The organism is Staphylococcus caseorum, from assembly GCF_049943195.1.
Lineage (GTDB): Bacteria > Bacillota > Bacilli > Staphylococcales > Staphylococcaceae > Staphylococcus > Staphylococcus equorum_A.
The window spans coordinates 868,796-887,966 of the sequence record NZ_JBNFUA010000001.1 but is presented as its reverse complement, the minus strand read 5'-3'; the positions used below and the strand labels follow the sequence as shown (position 1 = coordinate 887,966).

At 32.3% G+C, this 19,171-nt stretch carries 22 protein-coding genes; 2 read left to right on the top strand and 20 right to left on the bottom strand.

Annotation, left to right across the window (positions count from 1 at the left end; genetic code table 11):
* Positions 1-9: 9 nt before the first annotated feature.
* The 18 genes from ACP3TL_RS04620 to ACP3TL_RS04535 all read right to left on the bottom strand — a co-directional run bounded on the left by ACP3TL_RS04620 (position 10) and on the right by ACP3TL_RS04535 (position 16,107).
* On the bottom strand, positions 10-2,811 hold the full coding sequence (locus ACP3TL_RS04620) for a 2-oxoglutarate dehydrogenase E1 component (RefSeq protein WP_285325671.1): 2,802 nt from the start codon (positions 2,809-2,811) through the stop codon (positions 10-12).
* 198 nt (positions 2,812-3,009) lie between these two features.
* Positions 3,010-4,365: a HAMP domain-containing sensor histidine kinase gene (locus ACP3TL_RS04615; protein WP_046465328.1), complete on the bottom strand. Its 1,356-nt coding sequence runs from the start codon at positions 4,363-4,365 to the stop codon at positions 3,010-3,012.
* Entirely contained in the window at positions 4,362-5,024 is a 663-nt protein-coding gene (locus ACP3TL_RS04610) for a response regulator transcription factor (protein WP_285325672.1), read from the bottom strand. The genes ACP3TL_RS04615 and ACP3TL_RS04610 overlap by 4 nt, the downstream gene beginning before the upstream one ends.
* 637 nt (positions 5,025-5,661) lie before the next feature.
* On the bottom strand, positions 5,662-6,276 hold the full coding sequence (locus tag ACP3TL_RS04605; protein ID WP_046465330.1) for a phosphatase PAP2 family protein: 615 nt from the start codon (positions 6,274-6,276) through the stop codon (positions 5,662-5,664).
* Between the two features lie 16 nt (positions 6,277-6,292).
* Positions 6,293-7,366, bottom strand: coding sequence for an undecaprenyldiphospho-muramoylpentapeptide beta-N-acetylglucosaminyltransferase (murG, locus tag ACP3TL_RS04600; protein WP_046465331.1), 1,074 nt, complete (start codon positions 7,364-7,366; stop codon positions 6,293-6,295).
* Positions 7,367-7,376: 10 nt separating this feature from the next.
* Positions 7,377-7,886, bottom strand: coding sequence for a GNAT family N-acetyltransferase (locus ACP3TL_RS04595; protein WP_046465332.1), 510 nt, complete (start codon positions 7,884-7,886; stop codon positions 7,377-7,379).
* Between the two features lie 21 nt (positions 7,887-7,907).
* Positions 7,908-9,386 carry a S41 family peptidase gene (locus ACP3TL_RS04590; protein WP_285325673.1) on the bottom strand — a complete coding sequence of 493 codons (1,479 nt, stop codon included), beginning with the start codon at positions 9,384-9,386 and terminating at the stop codon, positions 7,908-7,910.
* Positions 9,387-9,540: 154 nt separating this feature from the next.
* Complete coding sequence (locus ACP3TL_RS04585) at positions 9,541-9,762, bottom strand: YozE family protein (protein WP_046465334.1); 222 nt, start codon at positions 9,760-9,762, stop codon at positions 9,541-9,543.
* Entirely contained in the window at positions 9,762-10,262 is a 501-nt protein-coding gene (locus tag ACP3TL_RS04580) for a PTS sugar transporter subunit IIA (protein WP_046465335.1), read from the bottom strand. Before ACP3TL_RS04580 ends, ACP3TL_RS04585 begins: the two co-directional genes overlap by 1 nt.
* Before the next feature lie 14 nt (positions 10,263-10,276).
* Positions 10,277-10,705 carry a peptide-methionine (R)-S-oxide reductase MsrB gene (gene msrB / locus ACP3TL_RS04575; RefSeq protein WP_046465336.1) on the bottom strand — a complete coding sequence of 143 codons (429 nt, stop codon included), beginning with the start codon at positions 10,703-10,705 and terminating at the stop codon, positions 10,277-10,279.
* The gene (msrA, locus tag ACP3TL_RS04570) at positions 10,698-11,225 is read right to left on the bottom strand and encodes a peptide-methionine (S)-S-oxide reductase MsrA (RefSeq protein ID WP_002507605.1); all 528 of its coding nucleotides are present in this window, start codon (positions 11,223-11,225) and stop codon (positions 10,698-10,700) included. Before msrA ends, msrB begins: the two co-directional genes overlap by 8 nt.
* 134 nt (positions 11,226-11,359) lie before the next feature.
* On the bottom strand, positions 11,360-12,199 hold the full coding sequence (locus tag ACP3TL_RS04565; protein ID WP_277575832.1) for a DegV family protein: 840 nt from the start codon (positions 12,197-12,199) through the stop codon (positions 11,360-11,362).
* Between the two features lie 9 nt (positions 12,200-12,208).
* Entirely contained in the window at positions 12,209-12,694 is a 486-nt protein-coding gene (locus ACP3TL_RS04560; protein ID WP_069815623.1) for a dihydrofolate reductase, read from the bottom strand.
* A gap of 89 nt (positions 12,695-12,783) precedes the next feature.
* A complete protein-coding gene (locus ACP3TL_RS04555) occupies positions 12,784-13,740 on the bottom strand; it encodes a thymidylate synthase (protein WP_046465339.1) in 957 nt (318 codons plus the stop codon).
* 284 nt (positions 13,741-14,024) lie between these two features.
* Positions 14,025-14,459 carry a bacilliredoxin BrxA gene (gene brxA / locus ACP3TL_RS04550; protein WP_046465340.1) on the bottom strand — a complete coding sequence of 145 codons (435 nt, stop codon included), beginning with the start codon at positions 14,457-14,459 and terminating at the stop codon, positions 14,025-14,027.
* Between the two features lie 46 nt (positions 14,460-14,505).
* Positions 14,506-15,621, bottom strand: coding sequence for a conserved virulence factor C family protein (locus ACP3TL_RS04545; protein ID WP_046465341.1), 1,116 nt, complete (start codon positions 15,619-15,621; stop codon positions 14,506-14,508).
* Positions 15,622-15,642: 21 nt separating this feature from the next.
* On the bottom strand, positions 15,643-15,900 hold the full coding sequence (locus tag ACP3TL_RS04540; RefSeq protein ID WP_002507599.1) for a NifU N-terminal domain-containing protein: 258 nt from the start codon (positions 15,898-15,900) through the stop codon (positions 15,643-15,645).
* 12 nt (positions 15,901-15,912) lie between these two features.
* Positions 15,913-16,107 (bottom strand): zinc-finger domain-containing protein, encoded by a 195-nt coding sequence (locus tag ACP3TL_RS04535; RefSeq protein ID WP_046465342.1) that lies wholly within the window; start codon positions 16,105-16,107, stop codon positions 15,913-15,915.
* Between the two features lie 240 nt (positions 16,108-16,347).
* Between ACP3TL_RS04535 and ACP3TL_RS04530 the strand changes: the two genes are divergently transcribed.
* Positions 16,348-17,052 carry a queuosine precursor transporter gene (locus ACP3TL_RS04530; protein ID WP_046465343.1) on the top strand — a complete coding sequence of 235 codons (705 nt, stop codon included), beginning with the start codon at positions 16,348-16,350 and terminating at the stop codon, positions 17,050-17,052.
* A 17-nt stretch (positions 17,053-17,069) separates the two neighbouring features.
* Here the strand turns inward: ACP3TL_RS04530 and ACP3TL_RS04525 are convergent, their stop codons facing one another.
* Positions 17,070-17,651 (bottom strand): RBBP9/YdeN family alpha/beta hydrolase, encoded by a 582-nt coding sequence (locus tag ACP3TL_RS04525; protein WP_046465344.1) that lies wholly within the window; start codon positions 17,649-17,651, stop codon positions 17,070-17,072.
* A 167-nt stretch (positions 17,652-17,818) separates the two neighbouring features.
* Here ACP3TL_RS04525 and ACP3TL_RS04520 point away from each other — a divergent pair, with 167 nt between their 5' ends.
* Entirely contained in the window at positions 17,819-18,226 is a 408-nt protein-coding gene (locus tag ACP3TL_RS04520; RefSeq protein ID WP_046465345.1) for a ribonuclease HI family protein, read from the top strand.
* A gap of 61 nt (positions 18,227-18,287) precedes the next feature.
* Here the strand turns inward: ACP3TL_RS04520 and ACP3TL_RS04515 are convergent, their stop codons facing one another.
* Positions 18,288-19,169 (bottom strand): 5'-3' exonuclease, encoded by an 882-nt coding sequence (locus ACP3TL_RS04515; RefSeq protein WP_046465346.1) that lies wholly within the window; start codon positions 19,167-19,169, stop codon positions 18,288-18,290.
* Positions 19,170-19,171: the final 2 nt, after the last annotated feature.

Below are 19,171 nucleotides of genomic sequence, written 5' to 3'. Positions count from 1 at the left end.
GACTTCCCCCTAGTTAATTTTTGTACTTTGTTCGAGTATCATATTTTGAACGAGTTTGTGGATTTCACCATCACCTTCAGCCGGTGCCGAACGTTGTATACGACCATGATAACTTAAATCGTATTTGTCTGTAGTTAATTCTTTTAGATATGGATAAACAAATGACCATGCACCTTGGTTCTTAGGTTCTTCTTGTACCCAAGCTACGTTTTCTAAATTCGGCAATTCATTTAACAATGCTTCGATTTCTGTTACAGGGAATGGGTAAAGTCTCTCTACTGCAACAATTAATATAGAATCATTTGGATTTTTAGCCAAATATTCTTTTAAATCAATAAACATTTTTCCTGAAGCTAAAATAACTTTTCTTACAGTGTCTTTTTGATGTTCTTCTGGTAAAATCGCTTCAAATTTGCCCGTAGTAAATTTACTAATAGGATCTGCTACTGTTTTATTACGTAATAAGCTTTTCGGTGACATTACTACTAAAGGTCTCATAGATTCAGTACCTAATGTAGCAGCTTGTGCGCGTAATAAATGGAAATAGTTACTTGAACTAGATAAATTAACGATTGTCGCATTATTTTCTCCTGCAAGTTGCAAGAATCTTTCTAAACGTGCAGATGAATGTTCTGGTCCTTGTCCTTCAAATGAATGAGGTAACAATAATGTTAAAGCAGCACGTTCACCCCATTTAGCTCTTGAACTAAATAAGAAGTTATCAAAAATCATTTGAGACATATTTGAAAAATCACCATATTGTGCTTCCCAAATTGTCATACATGATTTATTTTGAACGTTATAACCATATTCAAAGCCAACTACTGCAGCTTCTGATAATGGTGAGTTACGTACTTCAAACGTCGCTTTTTGATCAGGTACATGATGTAACGGTGTGTACTTCTCGCCAGTCTCTGGATCATGTAAGACTGCATGGCGGTGACTGAAAGTACCACGTTCGCTATCTTGCCCTGTTAAGCGTATTGGATTGCCATTTTGAGTAATTGTCACAAAAGCTAATTGTTCTGCTTGAGCCCAGTCAACTAATCCATCTTCTTTTTCAAATGGCTCTCTACGTTTGTCTAATACTTTATTAAGTTTCTTCAATACATTGAAATTTGAAGGATACGTAAGCATCGCATCATTAATTTCTTTAAGATGTTCAAAACTCAATTCAGTATCTTGGCTTTGAATTGGTTCTGCCAAGTCATCTGGTTTTTGCATATTTGGATTATCCATTTTATCATTTTTATCAATTTTGTCATGAGCTGCTCGTAATGATTTTTGTACTTCATCCATAATATTATTCATTTGATCTTCTGTAATAATATGCTCATCTACGAGCTGTCTTCCGTATAAAAGTTCAACGGAGTCATGTTTACGTATTTCATGATATTGTAGTGGATTTGTGATTGATGGTTCATCCATTTCGTTATGACCATATCGACGGTAACCAACTAAGTCAATAACAACATCTTTATGGAATTCTTTTCTGAAAGCCATAGCAATTTCAATTGCTTCAATTGTTGCTTCAACGTTGTCTGCATTAACATGCATAATTGGCACATCATATCCTTTAGCAACATCTGAAGAATATGTTGTAGAACGACCTTCTTCAGGTTCTGTTGTAAAGCCGATACGGTTATTTGTAATAACGTGCAGAGTACCACCAGTAGAATAACCATCAAGGCTACCTAAGTTCATTGCTTCAAAATTAATACCTTGGCCAGGATAAGCTGCGTCACCATGAATTAATATTGGCATAGATTTTTCGAATTCAGTTGTTACTGCACCAGGTTGATCTGTATTGTCTTGTGTTGCACGTGTTTTACCTAAAACCACAGGTGCTACGATTTCTAAATGACTTGGGTTATTAGCTAATGAAATACGTTGTTCACTACCATATGAACGCGTCGTTTTCACGCCACCAAGGTGATATTTAACATCGCCAGACCAACCAGAAGTTAATTTTAAGCTTCCGTCTTCTGGTAAAAACTTCATTGGATCTGTGTGCATAAATTCAGAAATCATCATTTCATATGGCTTTTCTAAAACATGTGTGAGTACGTTTAATCTCCCACGGTGAGCCATACCAATTTGAATGTTTTGAATACCTTCGTCACTCGCAAGTTTTAAAGTTTGCTGTAACATTGGGACTAATGTATCTACACCTTCAATTGAAAAGCGTTTTGCGCCTACAAAGTTTTTGTGTAGATATTTTTCAAAACCTTCAACGTGGGCTAAATTTTTAAAAAGTTCGATTTTTTGATTGTCATTTAAAGTTGCTTTGTACGGTGTTTCAATTCTGCGTTTTAACCATACACGTTCTCTATTGTTGTTGATATGCGTGTACTCAAAGGCGATTGGTCCTTTGTAACGTTTTTCCATACGTACAATAGCTTCATAAGCATTGTCATAAATATCTTTGAAATGCTCTGATACGATACCTGCAGAAATAGATTCAAGTGTTTCTTTGTCTAAATTGAAATCTTCAAAGTTTAACTTTGGAACATTTTCTCTTACAGGTCTATTGACTGGATAAATATCTGCTAATAAATGCCCATATTGGCGGATATTATCTATTAAGCGCATAACACGTTTGATTGTGCTATCACCTTTAGTCACATTACTTTGACCTTCAGTATTTGTTACGATGTTAGCTTCACCGTTTTTGATTGTACTAAATAGGACTTGCAAATCTTCAGGGACTGAAGTCGGATCATTTAGATATACGTCATATAAATCTAAAACATATCCAAGATTTGCCCCGAAATTTACAGGTGCCTCGGAAACCTGTCTTTCGTTGCTCATATTACACCCTCCACAAAATAGTTGAAACGCTTACAAATCAATAATAGCATTAAACAGGCGTAAATTAAAGTACCAATAGCCTAGTTATATGAAAAAACAGAACCTAAATTAAATAGATTCTGTTACTTTTGTAATATATATAATAATGTAACGTATGTTTTGCTAAATTCAAACTTTTTTAATGCTAGATTTAACGTGTTAAAAAGTGATTTTAAAAGTAGTATATTTACCTGTTTCACTTTCAACTTGTATAGTGCCATGATTCAATTCAATTATTTTTTTAGCAATAGATAGACCGAGACCATTGCCACCTAATTTACGTGAACGTGATTTATCGACTCTATAGAAACGGTCAAAAATAAATTCAATATCTTCTTTAGGAATACCAACACCGTGGTCTGTTATCTCAATAGAAATTTGTTTGTTTCTAAGATTGGTTTGAATATGAATATGTTTGTTATGTTGATCATATTTCATAGCGTTATCAATGAAGATAATTAATATTTGTTCTAATTGGTAACGATTTATTTTAATATTAAGTGGTTTAGGATAAGCTTCAAATTCAAATTTATAGTCCTGATGTAATTGTTTTAAAGATTTTATACGAGAAGTAATTTCCTGATTAATGTCTACATTTTCGATATCTCCATCTCGACTATTATTATTATCTTTAGTGAGTAAGAGAAGCTCTTCTACTAATTTTGTAATTCTCATCATTTCTTCTAAGGAAATGTCTAAAGATTCTTCTAGTATTGCTGCATCTTTTTTTCCCCAACGTTGAATTAAATTTAAGTGACCTTGGATAATTTGTAATGGCGTACGTAATTCGTGAGAAGCGTCTTCCACGAATTGTCTTTGTTGATTAAAAGATTCTTCTAATTGGAACATCATTTCGTTAAAAGTAACGATTAAATTATCTGTTTCTTCATAGTTTGTAGTTAACTCTACTTTTTCTTGGAAACCGTCTCTACGTATTTGTTGCATTTTGTTAGACATCAAAATTAATGGCTTTGTAATTTGTGATGAGAAAAAGTAACTTATAATCGCAGTGATAAACGTTGCAATGATGCCGAAAATAAGCGCAATAAAATATAAAGAATTTACGAGTGTATTATAGCTTTCTAATGAATGGACAATCACACTATACCCTTTGAAACTTTGAGAATCGATGTGGTGCGTTATAGTCAGGTATTCCGTATTATGATGATTTTTGATTGAAGCTTGATTCGCATCTTTAGTCGCAAAATTTGGTGTGTAATTGATCGTATTATCATTTGAAGTCTCCATTAATTTGTTACCATTGTCACTATAAAGTATTACCTTTTGAAAGTTGCCTAAAGAAGCATTTAAATCTAAAGGTGTGATATCTTTCATATGCTTAGTTTCAAAAAGGTTTACAATATCTGATGAACTTCGTTCTGCCTCAGTAAATTCATTGTGACGTAAACTATTGCTTAAGAAGAATATGATAATCAAACTAAAAATAAATATTGTTGAAAACGTTATTGTTGTTGTTATCATCATCCATTTTGTTTTTAATTTTCTTTGCTTCATTGTCTAACCACATAGCCAACGCCACGAACAGTTTCGATGTATTTATCTTTACCATATGGTTTGAGTTTGTTTCTTAAATAACGAATATAAACATCAACAACATTTGTTTCAACCTCGGTATCATATCCCCAAACATCAGTGATAATTTGTTCTCTCTGCAAAACATGATTTTTATTAACAGCAAGTAAATATAATAAGTCATATTCTGTTTTTGTTAAATCTAAGGATTGGCCCTCTACAGTGACCTTAAAAGCGTCTTTGTCTATAATGATACCCTTGATATTAATGACGTTCTTTTGTGGCTGTCTACGTAGCATAGCACGTATTCTAGCTAGTAATTCTTCTATATCAAATGGTTTAACAATATAATCATCAGCGCCATAATCTAAACCTGCGACTTTATCATAGGTATCACTTTTAGCAGTAATAATAATAATTGGCGTTGTTTGCTTTTGACGAATTTGACGGCAGATTTCTAAGCCATTGATATTTGGTAGCATCAAATCCAAAAGTATAAGATCATAGTTATTTGATAATGCTTTTTCTAAACCAGGACGTCCATCGTATTCTATATCTACAGTGTAATTTTCGTGTTCAAGTTCAAGTTCTATAAAGCGAGCGAGATTTTGTTCATCTTCTACTATTAATATTTTTGTCATAAGTTGCACCTCAAATTATATTTTAAATGATAATACACAATGTAGGAAGTTATTACTAATAATTGTATAATATTTGTTGCTTGTATACGAGATATAATAAAACAAATAAATCGTATTATATCCCCTCGTATTGCCTTTTAAAGATTATTAAGTCTTGATAAATATAAGAATCTATAAAAATTCTCTAATTCTAATTGACAATAATTCTCAGTGTTGTATAATGTAATTGAAAATGATTATCAATTCCAAATATAAGACATTCCCCCCACACGAATTTCGATCTTATTGGATTGATCATTTTCAGAAATATCCCCTTTTATATGCCCGTAAAAGACTAACGTTGCGAGACAACGTGAATATAAAAACCGGTTTTACATTGTAAAATCGGTTTTTATAATAAATTTTGACACAAAAAGCAATAAGATACGTTATATATCAAGTTGCTCAAAATTAAGGCAAGCCAACGTTAAGTTAATATTGACGTTTGGCTTGTTTTTTTGCAATTCAAAATGCAAACAAGATATTTTCAAAATCATAAATAAAAAACTGCCGAAAAGTCAGTGACTTTTCGGCAGACTATCCAACTAGATGCAACATATACCTAGCTGATTTAGTGTTGATAAACTATCAATAAATACTAAACTTGTAGTTTATGTCTTAAAATAAGCGTTGGAAGTACCACACAAAACGCGCCACCAATGATTCCAGCAATGATATCAGTTGGATAGTGAACACCAAGGTATACGCGAGATGATGATATTAAAATGATAAATAATGCAGATAATCCTATCATAAATGCTCTGGATTTACCTTGTAGCACTCGATTAGCGATATACATCGTACTGCCAAAGAATGTGGCGGAGCCCATAGCATGACCACTTGGGAAGCTAAACCCAGAAATATCAATGAGCCTTAATAATGTTGGACGTTCTCTATCAAAGAGGTTCTTTAGCAAAGGATTTAAAGTCCCTGATAAACTCATTGCGATAGCAAAAAACAAAGCCTCAATATTTAATCGTTTTAGCATTAAATAAGCAATTAATAGTAGTGACAAGCAAACCATTGCCCATACTTCACCAATCTTAGTTACGCCTAAGAAGAAAGTAGTCGTAATAAAACTTTCAGAAGAATAAATAAATTCGTATACTTCATTATCAATCCATTTTCCTAATCTAGATTCATGAAAGAATGCAATGATGCCAAATATTAAAGTGAAAATGATTAGTAATGATATTCGTTTCCATCGACTCATTGCATATGACCTCCCATTAGTTTAGTGCGTCATTAATAATTTTATTGAATAAATCTTGACGCGTATAGCTTTCTTTATATGTTTGCATTTGTTTAACTATCGATTCACGGTTAGCTTCAATTTCATTAAGCTGTGTGATTAATTGTGTTTCAGTTAACGTATCTTCTGGTAATGTTTTACCAAAACCTTTAGATTCAAAATTCTTAGCGTTATCAATTTGATCACCACGGGATTGATCTAAACCAAGTGGAATTAATAACATAGGAATTCTAAGTGCTAAAAATTCATAAATCGCATTTGAGCCAGCACGACTAATAACCGTATCAGTAATTGCTAAAAGGTCTGTTAAATCATCTTTCACGAATTCAAATTGAATATAACCATCTTTATTTGAATATTGCTTTTCTAACAAGCCTTTACCAGTTAAGTGTACAACTTGATAGCTTTCATTCAGTGCGTCTATATTTTGTCGTATGATTTCATTTAATTTTTTACTACCTAGACTACCACCCATAACGAGCAATACTTTTTTATCATTAGCAAATTTAGTGAGTTGATATCCTCGGTTTTTATCTCCAGTTTTCAAATCTTCACGCACAGTTGCGCCGACAAAATCTGCTTTATCCTTAGGTAGATACTGCAATGTATCTTCAAAAGTAGTGTAGATTTTCTTAGCAAATTTGAGTGAAATCTTGTTAGCTAAGCCGGGCGTTAAATCTGATTCATGAATTATTGTTGGAATCTTCAAAGATTTTGCAGCCATAACTACTGGCACAGATACAAAACCACCTTTTGAAAATAATAAGTCAGGTTTCTCTTTCTTTAATACTTTTCTCGCATCTAATACACCTTTTAATACTTTAAATACGTCTTTTATATTGTCCCAAGAAATATAACGTCTTAATTTACCACTAGAAATTGAATGATATTTGATTTCAGGTAATTGAGATTCTATCATCTCGCGTTCAATTCCTTTTTTTGAACCGATGTAAAAGGTTTCATAACCTTCTTCCAAGGCAGTGGGTATTAAACTTAAATTGACTGAGACATGTCCAACAGTGCCTCCCCCAGTAAATGCGATTTTCGTCATATTGTAACCTCTATTCTTCTAATTTTTTATAATAGGCGTAAAAGGGTTCTCCTTTATTAAAAGGAGGGTAATCAATTTCTGCCTCGCCTACTTTATTAAAGCCCAATTTATTAAACAGACCTTGTGCACGTTTGTTTAATGCAAATGTATCTGTCACTATAACGTGAATATTATGATCAAGTGCAAGGTTAACAGCAAAGTTAAATAATTGAGTAGCAGCACCTTTATATGCTGATGAAACAGCAAGTCTGTGGATTACATATGCACCACTTCTGTCGATTGGCCATTCTAGTTCATCATACCACTCTGATTGTTGTTGGTCGACAACTATAAAAGCATAAATTATAGAAGTTTCTTCAAGTACATAAAGTGTTTCATTTTGTATGTCTTCTTTGAAATGCTGCTCCAAAGGATATTGTTCATCCCATTGGTTATTATTATCTTGTTTCATGATTGCTTTAGCTTCTTTTACAATTTTTAGAACACTTGATAAATCGTTTTTGTTAGCAATTCTAATCATAGAAATAGTACCTCTCTATAGTTAATTTAATTTTTTAAGAAGATTTTGTAAAACAGTATCCTCTTTATTTGCTTTGTTGACAAGCGCTTGGGTGAATTTTTCATTTGTTTTTTTGTCGAATGTGCCATTTACTTCCAAATTATTTTCTTTTTGGAATGATTCAATAGCAGATTGCAAAGCATTATCAAATTCATTAGAGTTATTATTTACTTTATGACCCAATGCAGATAATCCAACCTTCATTGTTTTAACATTTTTATCGCTATCACCCAACTCAAATGTTTTATCATTAGGTATAACATTTAATGTTTGGTATTCTGGTTCATTAATTTTTACATCCGGCTTAATTCCCTTACCATGAATGTAATGTGAATGTGGTGTTAGCCATTTCATGTTGGTGAATTTTAATAATGATCCATCGTCAAATTCATTTGTTGTTTGAACAATTCCTTTACCAAATGTTTTAGAACCATAAACCTTGGCCTTATCATAGTCTTTCATAGCACCTGTAAATACCTCAGAAGCACTTGCAGAGCCTTTATTGACAAGAATTGATACTTCCATGTCTTTAGCTTCTTTTAAAGCATCATTAGAAGCTGTAATTTCTTCTTTATGGTCGCCTTTTTGAAGTTGTACAACGGTTTCACCTTTATCTATAAATATATTAGCCATTTTAATCGCTTCATCTAATAAACCACCTGGGTTATTACGTAAGTCTAAAACAATTTTACGGACGCCATCTTTATGTGCTTTGATAATTGAAGATTTTAATTCTCCTGCAGTGCTATCTTGGAATTTGTTGATAGTAAAGACACCTATGTCGTTTTGTTTTTCATATTCAACGCTTTTCACATGTATTTTATCACGCTCAATTGTGATATCGTGTGCTTGGTTAGCTCTTTCAATTGTTAAAGTTACATTCGTTCCTTTTTTACCGCGCACTTTATTTACAATCGCTTCCAATGGTTGTCCTTTGATAGATTTACCATCAACTTTAGTCACAATATCTTTAGGTTGTATACCTGCTTTTTCAGCTGGCGAACCTTTCATTGGACTTGTGATTTCAATTTTATTGCCTTTCTTTTGCATTTCTGCGCCGATACCTACAAAATCTCCAGAAACATCTTCATTAAAAGATTTCGTTTCTTTTTTAGTCATATAGTCAGAATATGGGTCATCTAACTCTTTTACCATTCCATCAATAGCAGCTTCAGATAATTTTTCGGAATCTGTCTCTTTATAATATTCATTATTTAAAGTTTTATAAACTTTTTGTACCTTTTGCATTTCTGTTCGTTGATCACTATTTAGTCCGCTTTTCCAATTACTAACGCCAATTGTTGCAAATACTGCAATGAGGGCTGTGATGATCACAGTAGCTATTATCAATAAAATGAAATGGCTACGTTTGAAATTTAAGAATTTAGATTTATTTTGGTGATTATTATCGTTATTACTGTCGTTACTGTTTTCCTCATGTATGTCTTTATAATCTGACATTTAATCACTTCCTACTACATATGTAAAAATTCCTATTAAAGTTTAACTAAAATAAAAAAGCTAGGATTGAACCATATTCGATTAATCCCAGCTACTTATATGACACTATAATATTTTAATATACTTGAATCTATATATACAAACATTAAGTGATTTAAAATTTTAGCCATTCTGTATATTCTTCATATAAATCATCGAACACAGCCATTGAAATGGGATAATTGCCTTGTGTCTCTATATAATCAGATATAATATGAAAATCTTTCTCTTGTCTTGGAAAAGATAAATCATCAAAAATTTCTTCTGCTAATTCACCTTTTTCGTTTTTACGACCTCTTGCCGTTAGCACAAATTGATAAAATGAATGATCTTTCATTAGTTCATTGTCACATCAACGATTTTTGTCTCGCCTTTAGTAATAGAATTTACATCTGCAACATTAAGAGATGAGGTATTATCAGAATTTGTGATAATGATTGGTGAAATTACAGATTTCGCATTTTCTTTAATATAATCTAAGTCAAAACGTAATAATGGATCGCCAACACTTACTGTATCTCCACTTTCAACTAAAACTTCAAATCCCTTGCCATCCAATTGAACTGTGTCTAAACCGATATGAACGAGCAATTCTAAACCATTGTCAGCTTTTAAGCCTATAGCATGTTTAGTTGGAAATACATTATCTACTTTTCCGTCGATTGGTGATACGACTTCGCCTTCTGTTGGGTTTACTCCAAAACCTTCGCCCATCATTTTTTGTGCGAAAACTGGGTCTGGAATATCTTCAATTTTTACATATTCCCCTGTAATTGGCGCATAAATAACACTATCCTTATTGACTTCTTTACCTTTGCCGAATAATTTTTTAAACATATCTTGTTCGCTCCTTATTTTTCAAAATGTGATATTAAATCTTCATAGCCTAATTCTTCAAGCTTTTCGAAAGGAATAAATTGAACTGCTGCGGAATTAATACAATATCTTAAACCGCCACTTTCTTTTGGTCCATCATTAAATACATGACCGAGATGACTGTTTGCATCATCTGAACGTACTTCTGTACGTACCATGCCGAAAGTTTTATCTACAAGTTCAACAACTTCTTCATCATCTAGAGCTTTAGAAAAACTAGGCCAACCACAATCTGATTCAAATTTTTCTTCTGAGGTGAATAAAGGTTTTCCTGAAATTTTATCGACATAAATGCCTTTTTCATAATGGTTCCAGTACTCATTTTGGAATGGAGGTTCTGTTCCATTTTCTTGTGTAACTAGGTATTCCATTTCATTTAAACTATCTTTGCTTTTTTTAATCATTTTGTTCCCCCCAATGTTTTTCTATAAATGCTTTACGTCCTGATCCACGTTGATATTGCTCATAATGCAATGGATTTTTTTTATAATAATCTTGATGTTGTGATTCAGCAGGATAAAAGTTTTTATATGGTTTGATGGGTGTAATTACAGGATTATTAAAAATAGCCTGTTCATTTAATTGCTGTATTTTTGCTTCTGCAGCTTTCTTTTGTTCTTCATTGTGATAAAAAATGGCTGGTTCGTAGTGTTCACCACGATCAAAAAATTGGCCACCATTATCAGTTGGGTCAAATGTTTTGAAATAAACATCTAAAATATTTTCGAAGGAAGTGATTTCAGAGTTATATGTGATTTGTACTGCTTCTACATGACCAGTTTGATTCGTACTTACACTTTCGTAAGTAGGATTATCCAAATGGCCACCACTATAACCAGAAACAACATTTTCGATACCTGGATAAGAAGTAAAAGGTTTAACTAAACACCAGAAACAACCGCCAGCTAATGTCGCATAAGCCATAATATACCTCCTATATCTATTTTGTCATAAAGTTACCATTATTTTAAGAGATATGCTATCAAATTGTTTATAAATAATATAAGGACTGTAAATTTTCTTAATAATAGTAACAGCGTATATGGAGCAAAATCATATTAAGATCTTAAAACAATTAATCCAATGGCGCCTTGACCAGCATGTGTTGAGATAACAGGTGTTGTTATATTTGTATCGAAATGTTGAAAATTAAATTCTTCAGAAAATTGCTTTTTAACCTTATCTACAAATTCAATGACATTGGCATGAGCAATACCAATAGATTTTATATTCTTATCACCTATAAAGTGGCTTATTTCTTTCTTTAAAAATTGAACACTTGCATTTTGCGTACGTGAATTGTGTAACATTTCAAGTTTCCCATCAACAAGTGTACCAATTGGCTTAATTTTCATCATATTCCCAATTAAACCTTTTGTTTTACTAATACGCCCACCTTTAATCAGTTGATTAAGTTGGCCAATAACAACATAAAGTTTAATGTTTTTTTGTAATTCATTCAATTTTTCAATAATTTTTTCAGTTGCAATACCTTCATTATTCCAATCTACAACGTGCTGAATTTGATAACCTAAACCAAAGGAAATTGATTTAGAGTCTATCACCGTTACATTGCTATCAGAAATTTGACTGGCTTGCAGTGCAGTTTGATAAGTACCACTTAATCCCGAAGTGATATGAATACTAATGATTTCAGAACCATCAGCACCTAATTCATCATACATCTCAATGAATTTGCCAATCGCTGGTTGACTTGTTTTAACATCTGCATCATCCTGAATTCTTTGTATATATGCTTCAGAAGTGATATCGACTTGGTCTACGTATGATTTTCCATCTATTGTTAAGTTAAGTGGTACAACATGGATATCATTTTCAACTAAATAGTCATTTGATAAGTCTGAAGTTGAATCGGTTACAATTTTCTTTTTAATCATAATGTCCTCCTATGAATTTTTCTTACGAATTAAATGTAAAAAAGTATGAGGAATTGTATTTTTGTCATCTAATTCCCCTTTAACTGATGATTCGACTTCCCAATCTTCGAATGTATAAGGTGGGAAAAATGTATCCCCATCAAATTTATCTTCAATTACTGTGATATACATATCGTCAACTTTATCAATCATTGCTTCAAATAATGATTGACCACCAAATACGAAAACATGGCCAGGTAAATCAAATATATCATCCATAGAATGAATTACATCAACGCCTTCATGTTGAAACGCTTTATTTCTAGTTAATACAACGTTTCGCCTGTTAGGAAGTGGTTTTCCTATAGAGTCGAATGTTGCGCGTCCCATAACGAGGGTATTGTTAGTACTTAATTTTTTAACGTGTTTAAGGTCATTCGGTAAATGCCAAGGCAATGTGTTATCTACGCCGATAACACGTTGTTGGTCATGCGCCACAAGTATTGATAGTGTCATATTTTTCCTCCCTACTGCTAATATAGTAAAATATTATTTTGAATTTTTAATAATTATCATATATTAATCAATTTTGATCGTTTTGTAGATTACACTGCTATCGGTGCTTTTATTGCTGGATGAGAGTTATAATCTATAATTTCCAAATCCTCGTAATTGATATCGAAAATAGAAGCATCACTGTTGATTTTTAATTGAGGTGGTTCAAAACCATCACGTGATAATTGTGTTTCTATAGCATCAATATGATTAGCGTAAATGTGGGCATCGCCAAATGTATGCACAAATTCTCCAACCTCTAGCCCACATTCTTTCGCAATTAAATGCGTTAATAAACTATAACTAGCAATATTAAATGGCACACCTAAAAATATATCTGCACTTCTTTGATAAAGTTGACAACTTAATTTACCCTCTTGTACATAGAATTGAAACATCGTATGACATGGTGGCAATGCCATGGTATCTATTTCAGTTGGATTCCAAGCTGAGACAATATGACGTCGAGAATTCGGATTGTTTTTGATTTGTTCTATAACAGTCTTAAGTTGATCGAAATGGTTACCATTTTTATCTTCCCAGTCGCGCCATTGTTTACCATACACATTGCCTAAGTCACCAAATTTTTGGGCAAATGCATCATCGTTTAAAATCTGTTGTTTGAACTTTTGCATTTGTTCCTTATATAGTTTATTAAAAGATTCATCTGCTTGTGCTCTATGTCCAAAATCGGTCATATCTGGCCCTTTATAATCTGATGATTTCACATAATTCTCAAACGCCCATTCATTCCAAATATTGTTATTATATTGGAGTAAATATTTAATGTTCGTATCACCTTTGATAAACCACAATAATTCCGTTGCAATTAATTTAAAGGATACTTTTTTGGTTGTTAATAAAGGAAATCCTTTCGAGAGGTCAAATCTTAATTGATGTCCGAATTTTGAAATTGTGCCTGTATTTGTGCGATCATTTTTTTGTTTGCCGATGTCTAAAATTTCTTCGCATAGATTGTGATATGATTGGTCAAAACTATTAAGCATAATAACCACACTCCTTTCTATTATTTATATTTATCTTATTGGAAATTACTGACAATTAAAAGAGTTTACTATTAATTGTGTAAAAAACAATTCACTTTATATAAAGTATACATTATTTTTTTGAAAACGTTTAAAATGTAGCATTATTTTTAAATTTAAAAAACCAACTTACCATATCTTAAATAATAAGTTAGATATGATAAGTTGGTTTAGAGAAACATTTATCCAAGTCCAATTACTATTATCATTTAATATAAAATAACAGATTATATTAAATTAAGTAATTAGCAATATTCATCGAAAGCATCTTTGATATCCATACAAATATCTTGAATATCTCTACCTTCAATATGTTCGCGTGGAATAAAATGTTTTAATTCTTGACCTTCAAATAAAGCGAATGATGGACTAGACGGTACTTGCTGAATAAATGATCTCATTTCTTCAGTAGCTTCCTTGTCTTGTCCAGCAAAAACTGTGACTTTATTACTAGGTTTTTTATCATTTTGTTCAACTACAGTCACTGCTGCAGGTCTTGCTAATCCAGCTGCGCAACCACATGTAGAGTTAATAACTACAAAAGTTGTGTCATCTGCTGCGACATTATTCATATAATTAGAAACTGCTTCAGCAGATTCTAAACTTTCAAAATCATGTTCTGTTAATTCACTACGCATTTGTGTAGATAATTCATTCATATAAGCATCATATGCATTCATTGATAACACTCCTAAAATTTATCTTTTAATTCATTTTTATCAGTAATTACTTGTTTCTGTTAGCAATTTGTTTCCAAACGGATCCTAAAGCTTCGTCACCATTTTCTATTCTAGAAATTGCCATCTCTATTTGTAGTTTTACTTCGTATGCAGGGTCGTCTGCATGTGCTCTTAATGATTCGAGTTGTTCAGGGCCACCTTCGTCAAAGATAAACATTGCCGCTCTCCATCTTACAATTTTTTGTGGGTCATTCAATGCTTTTTCCATTTCGGGTAGCGCTTGTTTGAAACCTAAATCGCTTAAACAATCTCCTGCTGTACGTCTTACTGCAGGACTTTTATCATTTAAACCTTTAAACAGATAAGGTAGTACAGCCTTATCTTCCACCATTCCAAGTAGCACGATAGCTTCACGTCTCAAGGGTATTTTTTGCTCATCGCTCACTGCTTCACCTAATAATGGGAAATCTTGTACAGTTGGTGTTGGAAAGGATTTTAACATTCTTAATCGTTCTTTCCAGTCATCCGCAGCTTGATAAGCTTCAAGCGTAACGTGTTGATATTGTTTTTCTGGTACAACAATATCTGTAGCTAATGCTTCTTGGACAAGTGTTTTTAAGCGTTCTTCAGGATAAATCGCAGTAATTTCTTCAAATACTTCAGACATAATATCGTCTAATTCACCGTAGCGCACACCTAAATCATCCCATTTGCGAAGAAAGACAATATTATCATTATCTTTTTGTGCAGCTAGCATGCTATCTATATAAATTTCTGATAATTGTTTGCGTTTTTCTTCAGAGCTTGTAGTAAGTTTAATTTGATAAGGAATCCCCTTAAATTTTAATACTTCAGCCTTAACCTCTCCATAGTGTTCATCAGGTAAAGGTTCACTTATTTCTTCTTGGTCTTCATTTAACGTTGCAGTTACGTTAGGTAAAACATCTTCCCAATCAAATTTCGGCTTTTTGTCCACTGCTAAAAAGTCCATGACATAGAATATAGACTTAACGCCTTCTATTGCTAATACATCATTAATAAAATGAGGTTGTCCCTCTGCAACTGCAGTATACGTATTTGATTTATTATCTTCTCTTTTCTCACTCAAGACAATTTTCATTGTATTTGGACTTGGTGTAGGTTCAACACGAACAATTTCCATCAAGGAACCTCCTTGTTATATTTATATTCTTTCTAACGTAGCTAATATATTCGGTAATACATCATCCCACTCAACATTAGCTTGTTTATCAACTGAAATAAAATCCATAGCTTGGAATATAGATTTAACACCCTCTACTTCTAATACGGCATTAATAAATTCAGGTTGTCCTTCTTTTACTTTAGTATACGTGTTGGGTTTTGTATCTCCACCTTCTACGCTATATACAAATTTCATTGTATTTGGATTTGGGGTTGCTTCTACATTTAAAATTTCCATGATAAATCCTCCTTATTGTAATTCATTTCCTATTTGTTTAATTTGTTTTCCAATTGAACACTCATTTATACAAAAGTGGTGTGCTTGTGTTTTTCCTTCAGTCTTTCTGATATGATTTTTAAGCAAGCATTCTTTGCAGTAGGTGTTCATTAAATGATCTATCGCATCAATTGCTTCTTTTTCAGAATAAGTTAGAATAATCTTCACTCTCCTGTGTTTCTGTAAATAAAAGTATTTAATTATATTAAGATTTGACGCTTGAAGGTATTATATCATTTGTAACTACGATTGTTTAATATTAAATTTGCAATTAAGATTAATGTAGAAATAATGTGTATTAATTTTCAAAGTATACTTGCAATTTTTAATTTATCTGATAAGATAATGCAGTTGTTAAATATGCGGTTTCTAAACACCCGCATCATCAAAATTTAGGAGGAAGTTAAATTGTTTAACGAAGTTTTTGGTGTGTTAACGTTTTTAATCACATTTTTATTATTAGTCGTAATGTATCGCTTTTTTGGAAAACAAGGATTAATTACTTGGATTGCAATTGGTACAATTATCGCTAATATACAAGTAATAAAAACAGTAGATATTTTTACTATTTCTGCAACATTAGGTAATGTAATGTTTGCATCGATATATTTAGCTACTGACATTTTGAATGAGATATATGGTAGAAAAATTGCAAAGCGTGCGGTTTGGTTGGGTTTTAGTTCAACGTTAGTCATGATTATTGTCATGCAATTATCGTTACACTTCACCCCATCTCCCGTGGACACGACGCAAGGTGCATTAGATACAATATTTAATCTTGTGCCTAGAATTGCATTAGGTTCTGTTATTGCATATATCATTGGACAGCATTTAGATGTACTGCTATTTTCATTGATTAAAAAGGTGTTCAGTTCAGATAGAACATTTATTATTAGGGCATATGGAAGTACGATAATTAGTAATATTATAGATACAGCATTATTCGTAGCTATTGCGTTTTTAGGAACAATGCCAAATGAAGCAGTATTTGAAATTTTTATAACAACTTACTTGTTGAAAATTATTTCTACAATATTTAACGTGCCGTTCGGTTACTGGGCAAAATCTATGTATCGAAAAGGTAAAATACAGAAATTAGATGAAGGTTACTAAAAAAACTCTGAAATTGGTTATATACCGATTTCAGAGTTTTTTTGATTTAAAACAGTAGTAATTTGTTCTCTTAGATATTCAAATGTTACATAACCATCGCTAGCTAGAAAGTGTCCTTGGTGTGGAATATGAATTGTTTGAGTTCCTAAAGCTTTAGACAAACGATCTGTTGCACGTATATCAACAACAGGATCATAATCGCTACCAATAGTAATAATATGTTGAGCATTGATGCCATCAAGCTGAACGTTAGTTTGATTGATATAATAATCTAATTCTGGTAAATTCACTAATGTTTCATTAAAGCCTGAAACTAAAAATAATCCTTTAATATGTGGGCATTGAGGAAGTTGAGATAAATAATTAAGCACGGATACTACCCCAAGACTATGAGCGACAATAAGCGTTTCAGAATTTAATTTATATGCCATACTATTGTGTAATGCTTTGTACCACTGATCTATATCTGGATGATTTGAGTCTGGTAAATATATGACTTCGACATCATAATCAGAAGCTCTCATTTTAGCAGCTAACCATTGAAACCAATGGCTATCAGTATGTGCTTGATAACCATGTATAATAAACATATTTTTCAAAGTATCAGACCTCTCTTGATCAACTCCGACTAATTAAGTATAAATTCAATATATATCTATGATACGAAAAATATATTGAATTTCCAACTGATATGATTAGCGATTATATAGTATAAATGTAATAGTTTTGATAAGATTAGATTAACTTAAATAATGTGGGTGAATTTATGGCGAAAATATATTTTGATGCAGCTACTGCCGGTAATCCAGGTGAAAGTGCTTGTGCCGTTGTCATGGTAACAGACAATGAACGGATTCAGTATGACGCTAGTTTAGGTATAATGGATAACCATAGTGCTGAATGGGCCGCGTTAGTGTTTGCCTTAGAAAGTGCTGTGAAACACGAAGTGACGACGGCGATAGTTTATACAGATTCAAAATTAATTGAAGATAGTTTGAATAAGGGACGCGTAAAAAATAATAAATTCAAACCTTATTACAGTGAAATGTTAAAATTAGAACAACAGTTTGATTTACTTTTTGTAAGATGGATTCCTAGAAATCAAAATAAAGAAGCAAATCATCATGCTAAAAATGCACTATATAAAATCACTAAAAATAAAAAAGGCAAATAATATAAAAAGTGGCTGCTAACTTTCCGGAAGGATTGCTAACAGCCACTTTTTATTTGTATGTTTAACTGAAATGAGTAGACAAGTATTTTCCTGATACGTATAACTCATGTTCGTTACAGATATTTAATATCTTAGTGATATCTGTACCAAATTTCATATCTTGTAATAACGTTGTTGTATCTAAAGGTACTTCAGTGTGAATTTTAGCTAAAGACTTGGAAACCTTTAAGTTTTGCATATCATTACTTATTTTATTCTGTTGACCAGGTGTTAATTCATCTATTGCGTCAACGACAGATTCTACAGAACCATAATTTTGAATAAGTTTAATTGCTGTTTTTTCTCCTATACCTTTTACACCAGGATAACCATCTGCGCTATCTCCCATAAAAGCTTTTACATCAATAAGTTGTAACGGATTCAATCCATATTCACTTTGGAATCTATCAAGCGTGTAGCGATTATAAATGCTGAAGCCCTTTTTAGTTAACCAAATTTCTACATTGGGATTGATACATTGTAGTATGTCTTTATCACCAGTTACTACATAAATTTGATTTTCATCAGAATATTGATGTGCTAAGGTTCCAATAACATCATCAGCTTCATAGTTCTGAACGCCAATATTTACAAAACCAAATTGATTGGACACCTCTTTCACATAATCAAATTGAGGAATAAGTTCTTCAGGTGGTGCCGGCCTATTTTGTTTATACCCATCAAACATATCATTTCTGAAAGTGGATTTACCCATATCCCAACATACAGCTACATGTGTTGGCTGTATGTCATTGATTGCGCTAAACACGTGACGCACAAATCCTTGTATCCCATTTGTAGGTGTACCTGAAGAATTGCGCATAAATTGTTTGTGAAGACTTGTAGCATAAAAATGGCGGAATAATAAAGCCATGCCATCTATTAGTAATATTTTATTAGACATTT

Coding starts and splice junctions, on each gene's coding strand:
- ACP3TL_RS04620 (WP_285325671.1), bottom strand. CDS start 2,811: ATGAGCAACGAAAGACAGGTTTCCGAGGCACCTGTAAATTTCGGGGCA.
- ACP3TL_RS04615 (WP_046465328.1), bottom strand. CDS start 4,365: ATGAAGCAAAGAAAATTAAAAACAAAATGGATGATGATAACAACAACA.
- ACP3TL_RS04610 (WP_285325672.1), bottom strand. CDS start 5,024: ATGACAAAAATATTAATAGTAGAAGATGAACAAAATCTCGCTCGCTTT.
- ACP3TL_RS04605 (WP_046465330.1), bottom strand. CDS start 6,276: ATGAGTCGATGGAAACGAATATCATTACTAATCATTTTCACTTTAATA.
- murG (WP_046465331.1), bottom strand. CDS start 7,366: ATGACGAAAATCGCATTTACTGGGGGAGGCACTGTTGGACATGTCTCA.
- ACP3TL_RS04595 (WP_046465332.1), bottom strand. CDS start 7,886: ATGATTAGAATTGCTAACAAAAACGATTTATCAAGTGTTCTAAAAATT.
- ACP3TL_RS04590 (WP_285325673.1), bottom strand. CDS start 9,386: ATGTCAGATTATAAAGACATACATGAGGAAAACAGTAACGACAGTAAT.
- ACP3TL_RS04585 (WP_046465334.1), bottom strand. CDS start 9,762: ATGAAAGATCATTCATTTTATCAATTTGTGCTAACGGCAAGAGGTCGT.
- ACP3TL_RS04580 (WP_046465335.1), bottom strand. CDS start 10,262: ATGTTTAAAAAATTATTCGGCAAAGGTAAAGAAGTCAATAAGGATAGT.
- msrB (WP_046465336.1), bottom strand. CDS start 10,705: ATGATTAAAAAAAGCAAAGATAGTTTAAATGAAATGGAATACCTAGTT.
- msrA (WP_002507605.1), bottom strand. CDS start 11,225: ATGGCTTATGCGACATTAGCTGGCGGTTGTTTCTGGTGTTTAGTTAAA.
- ACP3TL_RS04565 (WP_277575832.1), bottom strand. CDS start 12,199: ATGATTAAAAAGAAAATTGTAACCGATTCAACTTCAGACTTATCAAAT.
- ACP3TL_RS04560 (WP_069815623.1), bottom strand. CDS start 12,694: ATGACACTATCAATACTTGTGGCGCATGACCAACAACGTGTTATCGGC.
- ACP3TL_RS04555 (WP_046465339.1), bottom strand. CDS start 13,740: ATGCTTAATAGTTTTGACCAATCATATCACAATCTATGCGAAGAAATT.
- brxA (WP_046465340.1), bottom strand. CDS start 14,459: ATGAATGCATATGATGCTTATATGAATGAATTATCTACACAAATGCGT.
- ACP3TL_RS04545 (WP_046465341.1), bottom strand. CDS start 15,621: ATGGAAATTGTTCGTGTTGAACCTACACCAAGTCCAAATACAATGAAA.
- ACP3TL_RS04540 (WP_002507599.1), bottom strand. CDS start 15,900: ATGGAAATTTTAAATGTAGAAGCAACCCCAAATCCAAATACAATGAAA.
- ACP3TL_RS04520 (WP_046465345.1), top strand. CDS start 17,819: ATGGCGAAAATATATTTTGATGCAGCTACTGCCGGTAATCCAGGTGAA.
- ACP3TL_RS04515 (WP_046465346.1), bottom strand. CDS start 19,169: ATGTCTAATAAAATATTACTAATAGATGGCATGGCTTTATTATTCCGC.